We start from the raw sequence: 12,112 nt of genomic DNA, 5'->3' as shown, positions 1-12,112 counted from the left end.
CATCCCGCGCAAAAAGATGCAACCCCTAAAAAAGAAAATATGCTCACAAAAAAGCGGGCGGAGAAAGGCCGGTCCGGCGTCCATTCTCTGCCCGCTGCGGAAGGATCGAGATCCGACCTGTCCGCCTTCGCTCATTCTTTATGGGTTTTCGATCCGTTTTTTCGGCGCTTTACACATTCGGTAAGCAGATACTCGATCTGTCCGTTGACGGATCTGAATTCGTCCTCCGCCCAGGCGGCGAGTTCTTCATACAATACGGCGGAAAGACGAAGGGGAACCTGTTTTTTGCTTTTCTCTTTGTTTTCCACGATTCCTTCGGCCTCCTCGCAATGGAGCCGGCGGCATTCTCCCGGCCCGCGTGGTTTTCTGCCCGCTGTTAGTAGAGCGAGCCGCTGTTGACGATGGGCTGGGCGTCTTTGTTGCCGCAGAGCACCACCAGCAGATTGCTGACCATGGCAGCCTTGCGCTCATCGTCCAGTTCCACGATATCGCCTTCGGACAGCTTGTTCAGAGCCATTTCCACCATGCTTACGGCTCCGTCCACGATCATCTTTCTGGCGTCGATGATGGCGGCTGCCTGCTGGCGCTGCAGCATGGCGGCGGCGATCTCCGGCGCGTAGGCCAGATGGGTGATCCGGGCCTCCGTGATCTCAAGGCCGGCGATATTTACCTTAGACTGAATTTCTTCCTTGAGCTTTTCGGCGACTTCCTGACTGCTGCCCCGCAGAGAGCTCTCGTCGCTGCCTTCTGCGATATCATAAGGGTAGAGGCGCACGATGTTTCTCAGCGCGGAGTCGCACTGGATCGACAGGTACTCCTGATAATTATCCACATTGAACACTGCCTTGGCGGTGTTTACCACCTTCCAGATGACCACGATCCCGATGATGATGGGATTTCCCAGTTGGTCGTTGATCTTCTGCCTGTCGTTGGAGAGGGTCATGGCCTTCAGAGAGATCTTCTTTTTTCCTGTAGTTATGGTCTGGCCGTTGATAGAGACGCCCTTGATGGTGACGGCGGCGCTGCCGTTATCAGAAGGGGCCGGCGCCGCAGCGATAGTTTCAGACGCGGGATTGGCTGCGGTGACGAAGGGGTTGACAAAGAAAAATCCGGGTCCCTTCAGCGTTCCGTAGTATTTGCCGAACAGCGTCAGCACGTAGGCCTCGTTGGGTTTGAGCACCTTGAGACCACAGAAAATGATAGGAGCGGCGATGACGAGATAGCATGCCCCTACCAGACAGAAAAGTACGCAGAGAGCGGCGGAATACCAGGCGATGGAAGCGCCCAGCACGATCAGCGCCACCGCGGCTATCATGAGAAAAATATTCAGAAGAAGCATGGGCATGCCGCCCACTCCCGGAGCCTGTTTCTCTTCCATCTGAAAGTCTGCGCGTTTTGTTTCATCCATTATAAAAACCCCCTTTTGTGATCCATTGTGCGCGTTGGAGTCTGCCCTCCGCAGGCGTGCGGCACCGCCGGTACCGGACGGACCGGTCCGTTCGGATCTGCGCGGAGCCTGCCGGCAGGACAGAGGCTGCACACAAAATGAAATCTATGTGATATCAAAATAATATCACATATTTCGAGGTTGTCAACTATTTTTCGACAGGTTGTCCAGGCTGCGGCGCATGGATTCCTGGTTGAGACTGTACAGAAGGGCGTTTTCCCGGGAGATAACGCCGGCGCTGAAGAGGTTCAGGAGACTTTTGTCCATGCCGATCATCCCCTGATCGGAGGAACTGTAGATGACAGAATCGATCTGGTGGACCTTGGCGTCACGGATCATCGTGCGGATGGCATTGTTGCAGATCATGATCTCGAAAGCGGGAACGGGAAGGCCTTTCTCCGAGGGGATCAGCTGCTGGCAGACCACGGCGTTCAGGACCATGGAAAGCTGAACGCGGACCTGCTGCTGCTGGTTGGGCGGAAAAACGTCGATGATGCGGTCTACTGTGTTGGCCGCGCCCAGGGTGTGAAGGGTGGAGAGGACCAGCAGGCCGGTCTCCGCCGCGGACATGGCGGTGGCGATAGTGTCGTAGTCCCTCATCTCGCCGAGGAGGATCACATTTGGAGCTTCCCGCAGAGCGGCCCGCAGGCCCATGCCGTAGCTGGCGGTATCCAGAGGAACCTCCCGCTGGGTCACGATGCTTTTTTTGTGCTGATGCAGGTATTCAAGAGGATCTTCCAGCGTGATGATGTGGGCCTCCCTGCTCTGGTTGATCCGATCGATCAGACAGGCCAGAGTGGTGGACTTTCCGCTGCCCGCGGGACCGGTGACCAGGACCAGGCCTTTTGTCATGGATGAAAGATCTACGACTGTTTCCGGTATGCCGAGCTCCGTCGGATCGGGAAGCCGAAAAGCTACCACGCGCAGCACGGCAGCCATGGTGCCCCGCTGCATAAAGGTGTTGACGCGGAAGCGGCCCAGATTGGAGATGGAAAACGAGAAATCGTCGTCGTGGCTCTGCAGGTAGGGCTGAATATCCCGGCCCGCCATAGCGTACAGCTGACGGATCAGCGATTCCGTATCTCCGGGCATCAGGCGGCCGCCTTCCGTCAGGATGCGTTTATTGACTGAGTAGGACAGGGCGCGGCCCGCGACGATAAAGACCTCGCTGGCCTTCTGTCCGGTGATCCGCTCCAGAAAGAGATTAAAATCCATTGGTTTCCTCCATCATGATATAAAACTTGCTGTGGATCCGGCGGACGGCCGGTTACTCCACGATGACGTCGCTGAACTGGGGCAGGTGTTCGTCGTAATCCCAGACTTCCACGGCGGTCAGTTTTTCTTCCAGAAGCCGCAGCCGGCCGTCGGTGACGCTGATGGTGACCTGCAGCGCCTGACGGTCTGTCACGGGAAAGGAGGCGGTGACGCTCTCCGGGAGCGTCCCGCGGGAAAGACCGGCGTCCACTTCCGCAAGCCAGGCTTCCGCCGCGCTGTCCGCAGCATAGTAAGCGGCGGTATAATCCGTGCTTTTTTCTGTCAGCCGAAAGTCGGAGAGGGCGGTCATGAGAGACAGGGAGGCCAGAACGGTCAGGCACAGGACTACGAAGACCAGGAGGATGACAGGCGCGCCCGTTCCGAAAGACATGTTCAGTTTACGGTTCATTGGACTTCCTCCTTCTCCTGAGTCCCGTCGCTCTGCGGGTACTTTCCGGAATAATACTTTTTTGTCTGAAGGGTATACAAAGGGATCTGGTCTGCATCCTTCCGGCTCTCTCCGATCTGGCGGACGGTGATGGTAAAAGAAACCAGAGTGCCGGCTTCGCCGACGCTGAATTCCGGTGCCGCTTCCGCGTAAAATGAGGGCGGGCCGCTGCCTTCGGCCAGCGGTTCCCAGTTTTCATCGTAATAATATCGCCGGGTCTCGATCTCTTCGGGAGAGAGAATCCGCTGCCCTTCCGCAGCGTCTGTCGCCGCAGCTGCGGCGCAGGACAGGTTTTCTGCTCTGTCGGACAGCTGGTCGGCTTTGGCAAAGACCTGAAGCAGAACGGCGGAGGCCATGGCAAAGAACACGATGACGATGATCAGCTCCAAGAGAAATACGCTCAGGCGGGAGACGCCTGCGGAGCGGGGTCGATCTGCGCTATTCATCTGCCTCACCTCCCCGGAGCGTCAGCGTCATCTCTGAGCGTTGGCCGTTCTGGCCGGCGGCGGTCAGGGTCAGCCGGCCTCCGTCCAGGTGAAAAGACAGGCCGTCGCTGTCCAGGATCGGAGTGCCGTCCGCCGGTTCAAATTCGGCGCCCGCGTCGATGTAAAGCTCGTACAGAGAACCGTCGTATTCATAGATCCAGGTTTCGCAGGGCTCTCCGCCGTCGTCGGAGGTGAAGACCAGAGCCGGAACGCCGCCGCACTGGTCCTGGCGGACCGCTGCGGGCGCGCCGGTCTGACGGACCTTCCCGGCGATGTAAAAGAGCGGGGTGGTGCGCTGAAAATGCAGTTCTTTCTGCGTGGAGATCCGCGTGTAAGCGTTGGCGCCAAAGACCGCCATCATCAGAGCGGAAAAGGCAAAGACGCAGAGAAGCAGCAGAATACACAGGGTATCCGGCGAGCGGTATTCTTTTCTGCGCTGGTTATTGATGCGTGAATCCATGGAAAACTCCTCCCGGTGGGCCGGTTCCCCTTCAGTCATTCAGAGAAATGACTGTGATAGTGGGAAATAGATTGGAGGCGAAGGCCTCGTAGTGAACGATAAAGTTGTCTGTGTCCACGGACAACCCGTAGTGATCGGTCAGATACTGCAGGTCCGGGGGATACATCCCCTCGCAGACATAGCACTGGACCACGGCGCGCCGCACCGCATCCTCCAGAATGCGGCCGCTCTCTCTGCCGGAACTCTGGGAGACCGCGGAGGATCCCGTCCAGAGAAAGAGCATCAGCAGCAGAAAGAGGATAAGCGGACCGGCCAGACCGCGGACGGGTCCGCGGGTCTTTTCACGGAAGGGGCTCTGTTCCTGCAATTTGGAATTTTGACGATGGTTATGCGGCATAGGACGCCGCCTCCTCTCATTTATATTTTCGGGCCGCCCGGCGGGGGCGCGGCGGTCAGGCTCCGATAGCGGACATGACTCCCAGCAGCGGCAGCATGACAGATACCAGTATGATGCCGATCAATACCGAGAGGACCGCTACGGATATGGGCTCGATCAGGGCCAGCCTGGCGGCGGCGTCCCGCTCAAAGCGGTCGGTGCAGAGATCGGCGGCGTAACGCATGGCCTGATCCGGAGTTCCCGCTCTGACGCCTGTAGTCAGAATTCCGGTCAGCATGCGGGAAAACAGCTCCGACCGTTCCAATGCGTCGGCAAAGGACAGGTGTTCTTCCGTCAGAAGACGCCGGCATTCCCGGGCCTTTTGTTCGACCCTGCGGCTGCGGATGAGGGGAATGGAAAGCTCCAGGGCCCGTTCCGTATCCGCGCCGCTTGCCAGAAGCGCTGCCATGGAAGAAGCCAGGGAAGCCAGCGACATGGAATCCGCCATCCTCGTATCTGCCATTCGGCCGGCAAAGACCGACCGCCCTTTCTGGGTAGATCTGAAAAAAACAACGGCGCACAGGATCAGCGCCATGAGACCCACGGCCAGCCAGGAAAAGCGGGTAAACAGACTGCCGAAGCGCATGATGACCAGGGCGGCGGGAGACAGCTCCGCGCCCAGGCTCTGCAGGACCGTCTGAAAGACAGGAAGGACCTTTGCGGAGATGAGGATCAGCACGGCGGCCATCATGGCGATGAGGACCGCAGGGTACAGGACGGCGCTTTTCAGCGCTTCCTGCATGGAATCCAGCTTTCGGTAATAATCGGCCATGGACGCCATGACGCTGTCCAGGCTGCCGGATTCTGAGCCGATCTCAGCCATATGGATCAGATGAGCAGGAAAAACGCCGGCCTTTTTTAAAGCGTCGCTGAATGAACGGCTGTCGTCAAGTTCTCCGCAGGCGGCGGCGAGAGCCTCCCGAAGAGAGCCCTCGGGCGCGTCTTCGGCCAGAAGGCGCATACTGTCGGAGAGGAGCATGCCGGAGCGCAGCAGCATGGCGGTCTGCTCGCAGAAAATCGCCAAACTGCGGGAGGAAAGCGCCGCCGCTTTCTGCTGATCGTGTTTGGACTGTTGCTGTGCCATAAAATTATTCCTCCGTTTCCACGCCGGCCAGCGTGCCGCGCACGATGAGCCGATGCGTATTGCTGCCCTTCGGGGCGCAGGTGATCAGTGTGATCTGTTTTTCTTCGCCGTCCTCCGGTGCGTCCAGGACCCAGGTGTCTGTGGGGAGGACCAGAAAACTTTCAGCGGCGATATAAGTATAGGTCCTGCCTTCATATTCTGCGATGATCTCATCCCCTGGAGCCACCTCGTCCAGTCTGGAAAAATACGTGCCGAAGGTATAGTTGCGGTGACCTGCCACCGCGCAGTTTCCCGCAGTTCCAGGCATGGCGGTGCCGGTCACGTGTCCGGCGCCGTAGCGCAGTTCTCTGGCGGAAGAGCCTTCCAACAGAAGAAGATCGCTTTTGATGGAAGGGATCCGGATGGAGCCGATCACTGCCGCGGGAATTTTTTTGTCCGTCCCGGACGCCGGATCGGAAACGCCTTCCCCTGGGCCGTCTATACCGGCGCCGGTGAGATCGGGGACGTCCGCCACCTGGTCCTGAAAGGCTTCGTCCATGATGGACGGCCCGCCTTCGGACTCATCCAGACCGGCCTGATATTCCCGCAGAAGCCGCTGCTGTTCCAGATAAGTAAAGCCCCGTCCCGCCAGCGGGACGGCGATCAGGACCAGGCCGAAAAGGATCAGCAGGGCGGATAGTTTTTTCATAGTGAGGTACGGTTCCTTTCGGTTATCGGAGCGCTGCCGGCCTGCCGCAGGAACGCGGGCGTCCGCATCTGTTTTGAGACCGGCCGCCTGGGGAGACTGCGCAGCGCGCTTGAGAATACCCTCATTATATTAAAAGCGGGGAGGAAAAGCAAGAAGGGGGATACGGAAGAGCGGAAAGGGCCCGTGAGAATTCTGCGGCGGAGATATGAAAAGCCGGACGTGCCGGACCGGCTGCCGACAGATGTTGAAAAAACGAGAATAAATGTTTTCAAGCAGTCATTATTAGGGTATAATAATATGAATGCTTATGGCCGGATGGAAAGGGGCAGCAGGGATATGGAGAGTTCAACAGAAAAAGATATGTTGCAGGTGCAGATGCTGGGGGATTTCTGTCTGACATATAACGGAAAAGTACTTTCGGGGGAGAGCGTCAGGGCAAAGCAGGTCTGGAACCTGCTGGAGTACATAGCGGCAAACCGGGGCAGGGAGAACTCTCTGGACCGGATCATAGAGGCGCTGTGGGAAGAAGGCGACGCCGAGGATCCGGCAAACGCGCTGAAAAACCTGGCCTACCGTCTGAGGACTACGCTGAAAAACAGTCTGGGGCTGCCGGCCTCTGATTATATCGTGTTCAAGCACGGCACTTACAGCTGGAATATGGAGGCGCCCTGCGTCTTTGATACCGATCTGTTTGAGGAAGAGCTGAAGCGGGCTAAGCAGCAGGGGCTTTCCCGGGAAGAGATCTATCAGCATTACTCCCGGGCGGTGTCCCTTTATAAGGGCAATTACATGCCTCAGGCGTCCTACAAGCAGTGGGCGCAGTCGCAGACCGCCTATTATCAGAGGCTTTTCATGGAGGCCGCGGCAGTGCTCAGCGGCATGCTGCTGGAAGATCAGAGGTATGCGGAAGCGGAGGATGCATGCCGGGCGGCCATCGCCTGCGATCCTTTTGTGGAAGTGAACCACATCAATCTGATTCGCGCTCTGGTGGGATCCAACAATCAGAAAAAAGCCCGTGAACACTACGAATTCGTCTGCCGCCTGTATCTGGATGAACTGGGCGTCAAGCCTTCCGACACGATCACCAAGATCTACATGGATGTGATCAACCAGAATGCGGAGTTCGAGCGGGATCTGGCGGCGATCAAGGAGGAACTGAAGGAGGATACGGAGGTAAAGGGAGCGCTCATGTGCAATTTTGAAGTGTTCCGCTCGATCTACCGCCTGCAGGCCAGGGCTGCGCTGCGCAGCGGCAGTTCCATCTACATCGCGCTGCTGACCGCCACCGGCAGGGACGGCGCGGAGATCCGGCCGGAGATGCTGGAGAGGATCGTGGATAATATGACCACAGTCATCTCGTCCTTCCTGAGAAAAGACGACATGGTTTGCCGGTACGGCCGGGCTCAGTTCCTGATCATGCTGGCGAATATTACATATGAAAATATGGGGATGGTGCTGGATCGCCTGATCCGTCAGATCAACGCCTGCAAAATGGGGCAGAAGGTCGAGGTGCACGGTCAGGTGAGAGCGCTGGATCCCGTTGAACTGGAGGAGAAACGTCATGAATGATCCGGAAAGAGGGAAGATATCGGCCAATATCTCACTGTTCCGCATGTACGCAGAAAAAAAGGATCACGATCTGGCGGGAGTTCTGGTGAACGATTATTACGGTTTTCGCATCGACTATTCCAGCGTGGGTCAGCTGTTCAGCTATCTGGATGAATTTTTGGATTATGTAAATTTTCCCATGGCCGCCACCAGGCGGCGCACCTTCGGTGAGAGCGCTCCCGAAAAACGGGAGGCCATGCCGGAGCATGTAAAGGATGTGGAGGACGGCGCGATACCGGACCGGCAGCCTGATTTTATTCTCCACGTGCAGTTCCGGCAGGGGGCGACCTGGCAGGGAACGCTGAGACGGGCGGACCGGCAGACGACCCGGCGGTTTCGCAGCGAGCTGGAACTCATAACGCTGATCATGAACGCTCTGGATATAGAGCGGGGAAAGGATCTATGACCTGATTGTGACAGAGCAGTGTTACCATACAATCAAGCTAATTTTTTGTATGGAGGAGGCACCTGTGTTACAGACGGAGAGAGAAGGCAGCACGGAAAAGAAGCGGGCTGAAAAGAAAAGTGAAAGCGCTACGTTTACTATAAAGATCCAGTTTGCGCGCAACGCCACCTGGCAGGGAAGCATTTCCTGGCTGGAGGGTCAGAAGACGCGCAATTTCCGCAGCGAGCTGGAGCTGATGAAACTCATGGCGGAGGCGGCTCCCTGTGAGGAAGAACTGGCCGACTGGTAGCGTGGGATCTGCCGCCCGGCGGCAGACATAGGGCAGAATCGTCCGCGGGAAGGTGAGCCTGCGGGAGGGGCCGGTCCTGCGCGCTGAATGTAAGAGAAGGGATTGAATAAAATGAAACGAAAAACAGGAGTCATCGTGGCAGTGGTCTGTATCCTGTTTGCGGCGTCCGTTGCGGCGTCTTCAGGCGCGGAGTATTTCGATACCAGCGCTCTGGACAAAGGGGTCATCAAGGTGGCCTGTACCGCCGATACACGTCTGAAGGTACAGATCCAGGGAGGCGGGTCCACGACCTACACCTACGACCTGAACAACACGGGGAAAAAAGAGAGTTTTCCGCTGCAGATGGGAAACGGGGATTACAAGATCACGCTGTATCAGCAGACTTCGGACGGCAAGTACAAGGTACTGGCTTCGGAGAAAGTGACGCTGGATCTGAGCGATCCCAATGCGGTTTACCTGAATTCCGTACAGAGCATAGAGTGGAGCGTCAATCCTCAGACAGTGGCCAAGGCGGTGGAACTCACCAAGAATGAGCCGGATCTGGAGAAAAAGGCGAATATTCTGTGGAATTATATGGCGAAAAATAATAAGTACGATCAGAATAAACTGGCGTCCCTGCCCAGCACTTATCTGCCGGTGCCGGATTCCACGCTGGCTGCCCGCAGCGGTATCTGCTATGATTTTTCCAGTCTTTACGCGGCGATGCTGAGAAGCGAGGGCATACCGGCGAAGCTGGTAAAGGGATATGCGCCGGATTATGCGGTGGGCTATCACGCCTGGAACGAGGTGTACGACGCGGCGAAAAAACAGTGGATCGTGGTGGACCCCACTTACGATCTGCAGGCCAACGCCAGCTCGAAACCGTTTACCATGGTCAAACAGGCGGACAAATACAAAAAGGCGTCGCAGTACTAGAGCGGAGCAGTGTGATAAAACCGGGAGTTGGATATTCCCGGTTTTTTAAATATAGCCGGCGGCGACGGCTGTTGCGGCAAGACCGCTTGCCGGGAAAAAGCGCCCGGGGCGGAGACGGCATAAGCGGCGGCTGCGGTGAAAAACGGAGGGATCGAGATGAAACAGGAGTATCTGGTAGGGGAGTTGGCGCAGCATTTTGGGGTGAGCAGGGATACCATCCGGCTGTACGACAAGGCGGGGATCGTGACGCCGAAAAAAAGCGAGAAAAACGGTTACCGGCACTACTCAAGAGAGGACTTTATCTGTCTGGCCTATGTGATCGAGCTGAGAAAGATCAATCTTTCTCTGGAAGAGATCCGGGTGATGATGAACGAGAGCTCCATCGAGCATGCGGCGGAGGTGATGGAGACTCAGGAGCGGCTGATCGAAGAAAAGATCGAGGAGATGAAGCGGCTGAGGAGCATCGTGTGGGATTACAAGATCTGTTTTCGCAGCGCCGTGACGGATCTGGGCAAGATCGAGATCACGGAGAGCCCGGTCTTCATCTACAAGGATGTGGGCGACTCGCTGATCGAGACCACGAAGGACTTCTCGGAACTGACCGACTACCACGTTCCCAAGTTTACTTTTGTGGTGGATAAGGATCTGTTTTTATCCGATGAGTTCGATGATGTGAATACCTGCAAAAAGAAATTCTCCTACGCCGTCACCCTGAAAGATGACGAGAAGCTGGCAGAGCGCGCCGATTTTCCGCGGGATCGCTTTCGCGTGGTACATTACCGCAAATGTATCTATACGATACTGAAGTTTTACACCAATGTGGACTACGACTCCATCCTCGAACTGAAGCGGTATGTGATCGAAAATGGATTTGTGCTCACGGGGGACATTTTGCTGCGCGTTATCTCCATGAGAAACGACAAGCGTCAGAATACGGATTACTATGAGGTGTGGGTCCCTGTGAAATAAAAAATATATTTTGGAAAACCCCTTGACATTGGACCTGGTCAATAGTTTACCGTATATAGTATACCAAACCTCATCGCGATGTGGTTGCTGTTAATTCTTTGGCTGCCGGGACCTTTTTTCAGGGCCCTGCAGCGAGAACGGCAATGGACGGTATGCTTTGTTAAGCATGCTTGCGCCGATTGAGGAGGTTTTATCGTGTCTGAAATGAAAAAGAAAAAGGAATTTCCCCACATCTTAGTCATTCTTCTGATCGCTATCATCGTGGCAACTATCGCCACCTACATTATTCCCGCGGGTCAGTATTCACGGGTGCTGGATGAAGCCAGCGGCAAAATGATCATCGACCCGACCACCTTTACTTATGTGGAACGTACTCCGGTCAATCCCTTTGAAATGTTCGTGTCCATCGAGGAAGGCCTGATCGAGGCGGCCAATATCACCTTTCTGATATTCTGTGCATTCTCCTGTCTTTATCTGCTGGAACGCACCGGAACCATCGACGCGGCTATCGCGGTGATGGTGCGGAAAACCAGAAAAAATCCACAGTTTGCCAACGCTATTCTGGTGGTCTTGATGGTGATCCTCTCTGCATGGGCATCCACCGGTACCATCTCATATGAAGAGATCATCGCATTCGCGCCTATTTTCGTGGCGGTCTCCATGGCTTTGGGCTATGACGCGCTGGTCGGCGTGGGCATCTCCGTCATTCCTGTGGGAGTGGGCTTTGCGTCTGCTACGGTCAATCCCTTCAGCATCGGCGTAGCGCAGACCATCGCAGAGCTGCCCATGTTTTCCGGACTGGAATATCGGCTGCTGGTTTTGGTGGTCATGACGGCCTTCACTGTGAGCTATGTGCTGTGGTATGCGAATCGCGTGAAAAAAGATCCCACGAAAAGTCTGGTCTACGGTATCGACTATTCCGATCTGGAAGTAGACGAAAGCCGGATGGAAACTCCCTTCAACACCCAGAGAAAACTGTCCCTGCTGGCGCTGTTCGCCGGCGTGGGCTTCATGGCTTTCGGCCTGATCAAACTGGGCTGGTATATCAATCAGGTAGCGGCGATCTTTATGATCGTGGCCATCGTCGTGGGCTTTATCAACAAGTGGAACCCCAGTAAGATCGCGCAGATCCTGGTACAGGGGCTGTCCAACGGCGTTCTGGCGGCTATTATCGTCGGAGTGGCCAGAGGCATTCTGGTCGTCATCACCAAAGGAAATATTCTGGACACGATCATCCACGCCTGCGTCAGCATGCTGGAAGGACTGTCGCTGTACATCAGCGGAGTGGGAATGCTGATCTTCCAGACCTTCCTGAATCTCCTGATCCCGTCCGGTTCCGGTCAGGCGGCCGTGTCCATGCCTATCATGACGCCCATCGCGGACCTGATCGGCATGAACCGTCAGATCGCAGTGCTGATCTTCCAGTTCGGAGACGGATTCTCCAACCTGATCTGGCCTACCGGCTTCATGCTGATCGTCTGCGCTATGGTCAGGATCCCGCTGAATAAGTATTACAGATTTATCATCCCGTTCTTCCTGTTGGGATTCGTACTGCAGGTAGCCTTCATCATGGGCGCGATCGCGACCAATTACGGTCCGATGTAGAGCGGCAGGGAGAAAAGA

15 protein-coding genes are annotated in these 12,112 nt (G+C 56.1%); 6 read left to right on the top strand and 9 right to left on the bottom strand.

Annotated features, from left to right (window positions below; translation table 11 throughout):
• Positions 1-131: 131 nt before the first annotated feature.
• The 9 genes from E0E37_RS01650 to E0E37_RS01610 form a co-directional block, all read right to left on the bottom strand.
• Positions 132-308, bottom strand: a complete 177-nt coding sequence (locus E0E37_RS01650) for a ribbon-helix-helix domain-containing protein (RefSeq protein WP_130861228.1) — start codon at positions 306-308, stop codon at positions 132-134.
• A gap of 68 nt (positions 309-376) precedes the next feature.
• Positions 377-1,408, bottom strand: coding sequence for an SPFH domain-containing protein (locus E0E37_RS01645; protein WP_246019603.1), 1,032 nt, complete (start codon positions 1,406-1,408; stop codon positions 377-379).
• A gap of 183 nt (positions 1,409-1,591) precedes the next feature.
• Positions 1,592-2,662: a type IV pilus twitching motility protein PilT gene (locus tag E0E37_RS01640; protein WP_130861227.1), complete on the bottom strand. Its 1,071-nt coding sequence runs from the start codon at positions 2,660-2,662 to the stop codon at positions 1,592-1,594.
• Between the two features lie 52 nt (positions 2,663-2,714).
• Positions 2,715-3,110 (bottom strand): hypothetical protein, encoded by a 396-nt coding sequence (locus tag E0E37_RS01635; RefSeq protein WP_130861226.1) that lies wholly within the window; start codon positions 3,108-3,110, stop codon positions 2,715-2,717.
• Positions 3,107-3,595, bottom strand: coding sequence for a hypothetical protein (locus E0E37_RS01630; protein ID WP_130861225.1), 489 nt, complete (start codon positions 3,593-3,595; stop codon positions 3,107-3,109). The genes E0E37_RS01635 and E0E37_RS01630 overlap by 4 nt, the downstream gene beginning before the upstream one ends.
• Positions 3,588-4,094 carry a DUF4860 domain-containing protein gene (locus tag E0E37_RS01625; RefSeq protein ID WP_165445152.1) on the bottom strand — a complete coding sequence of 169 codons (507 nt, stop codon included), beginning with the start codon at positions 4,092-4,094 and terminating at the stop codon, positions 3,588-3,590. The genes E0E37_RS01630 and E0E37_RS01625 overlap by 8 nt, the downstream gene beginning before the upstream one ends.
• Positions 4,095-4,125: 31 nt before the next feature.
• Positions 4,126-4,491, bottom strand: a complete 366-nt coding sequence (locus E0E37_RS01620) for a hypothetical protein (protein WP_246019602.1) — start codon at positions 4,489-4,491, stop codon at positions 4,126-4,128.
• Positions 4,492-4,546: 55 nt separating this feature from the next.
• Complete coding sequence (locus tag E0E37_RS01615) at positions 4,547-5,614, bottom strand: type II secretion system F family protein (RefSeq protein ID WP_130861223.1); 1,068 nt, start codon at positions 5,612-5,614, stop codon at positions 4,547-4,549.
• 4 nt (positions 5,615-5,618) lie between these two features.
• On the bottom strand, positions 5,619-6,302 hold the full coding sequence (locus E0E37_RS01610; RefSeq protein ID WP_130861222.1) for a class D sortase: 684 nt from the start codon (positions 6,300-6,302) through the stop codon (positions 5,619-5,621).
• 336 nt (positions 6,303-6,638) lie between these two features.
• Here E0E37_RS01610 and E0E37_RS01605 point away from each other — a divergent pair, with 336 nt between their 5' ends.
• The 6 genes from E0E37_RS01605 to E0E37_RS01580 all read left to right on the top strand — a co-directional run bounded on the left by E0E37_RS01605 (position 6,639) and on the right by E0E37_RS01580 (position 12,094).
• Entirely contained in the window at positions 6,639-7,871 is a 1,233-nt protein-coding gene (locus E0E37_RS01605) for a BTAD domain-containing putative transcriptional regulator (protein WP_130861221.1), read from the top strand.
• On the top strand, positions 7,864-8,316 hold the full coding sequence (locus E0E37_RS18770) for a hypothetical protein (protein ID WP_246019601.1): 453 nt from the start codon (positions 7,864-7,866) through the stop codon (positions 8,314-8,316). The genes E0E37_RS01605 and E0E37_RS18770 overlap by 8 nt, the downstream gene beginning before the upstream one ends.
• A 64-nt stretch (positions 8,317-8,380) precedes the next feature.
• Positions 8,381-8,605, top strand: coding sequence for a hypothetical protein (locus E0E37_RS01595; protein ID WP_246019600.1), 225 nt, complete (start codon positions 8,381-8,383; stop codon positions 8,603-8,605).
• Positions 8,606-8,716: 111 nt separating this feature from the next.
• On the top strand, positions 8,717-9,520 hold the full coding sequence (locus tag E0E37_RS01590; protein WP_130861219.1) for a transglutaminase-like domain-containing protein: 804 nt from the start codon (positions 8,717-8,719) through the stop codon (positions 9,518-9,520).
• 156 nt (positions 9,521-9,676) lie between these two features.
• Positions 9,677-10,489, top strand: coding sequence for a MerR family transcriptional regulator (locus tag E0E37_RS01585; protein WP_130861218.1), 813 nt, complete (start codon positions 9,677-9,679; stop codon positions 10,487-10,489).
• 204 nt (positions 10,490-10,693) lie between these two features.
• Positions 10,694-12,094 (top strand): YfcC family protein, encoded by a 1,401-nt coding sequence (locus E0E37_RS01580; protein ID WP_130861253.1) that lies wholly within the window; start codon positions 10,694-10,696, stop codon positions 12,092-12,094.
• The last annotated feature ends 18 nt before the right edge of the window (positions 12,095-12,112 follow it).

The sequence above is a fragment of the Bacilliculturomica massiliensis genome, from assembly GCF_900605495.1.
Classification (GTDB): Bacteria; Bacillota; Clostridia; order Peptostreptococcales; family Anaerovoracaceae; genus Bacilliculturomica; species Bacilliculturomica massiliensis.
Note: the sequence above shows the minus strand (reverse complement) of the source record. Positions and strands in the feature narration are given on the sequence as shown.

Coding starts and splice junctions, on each gene's coding strand:
- E0E37_RS01610 (WP_130861222.1), bottom strand. CDS start 6,302: ATGAAAAAACTATCCGCCCTGCTGATCCTTTTCGGCCTGGTCCTGATC.
- E0E37_RS01590 (WP_130861219.1), top strand. CDS start 8,717: ATGAAACGAAAAACAGGAGTCATCGTGGCAGTGGTCTGTATCCTGTTT.
- E0E37_RS01605 (WP_130861221.1), top strand. CDS start 6,639: ATGGAGAGTTCAACAGAAAAAGATATGTTGCAGGTGCAGATGCTGGGG.
- E0E37_RS01635 (WP_130861226.1), bottom strand. CDS start 3,110: ATGAACCGTAAACTGAACATGTCTTTCGGAACGGGCGCGCCTGTCATC.
- E0E37_RS01620 (WP_246019602.1), bottom strand. CDS start 4,491: ATGCCGCATAACCATCGTCAAAATTCCAAATTGCAGGAACAGAGCCCC.
- E0E37_RS01580 (WP_130861253.1), top strand. CDS start 10,694: ATGAAAAAGAAAAAGGAATTTCCCCACATCTTAGTCATTCTTCTGATC.
- E0E37_RS01585 (WP_130861218.1), top strand. CDS start 9,677: ATGAAACAGGAGTATCTGGTAGGGGAGTTGGCGCAGCATTTTGGGGTG.
- E0E37_RS18770 (WP_246019601.1), top strand. CDS start 7,864: ATGAATGATCCGGAAAGAGGGAAGATATCGGCCAATATCTCACTGTTC.
- E0E37_RS01640 (WP_130861227.1), bottom strand. CDS start 2,662: ATGGATTTTAATCTCTTTCTGGAGCGGATCACCGGACAGAAGGCCAGC.
- E0E37_RS01645 (WP_246019603.1), bottom strand. CDS start 1,408: ATGGATGAAACAAAACGCGCAGACTTTCAGATGGAAGAGAAACAGGCT.
- E0E37_RS01625 (WP_165445152.1), bottom strand. CDS start 4,094: ATGGATTCACGCATCAATAACCAGCGCAGAAAAGAATACCGCTCGCCG.
- E0E37_RS01630 (WP_130861225.1), bottom strand. CDS start 3,595: ATGAATAGCGCAGATCGACCCCGCTCCGCAGGCGTCTCCCGCCTGAGC.
- E0E37_RS01615 (WP_130861223.1), bottom strand. CDS start 5,614: ATGGCACAGCAACAGTCCAAACACGATCAGCAGAAAGCGGCGGCGCTT.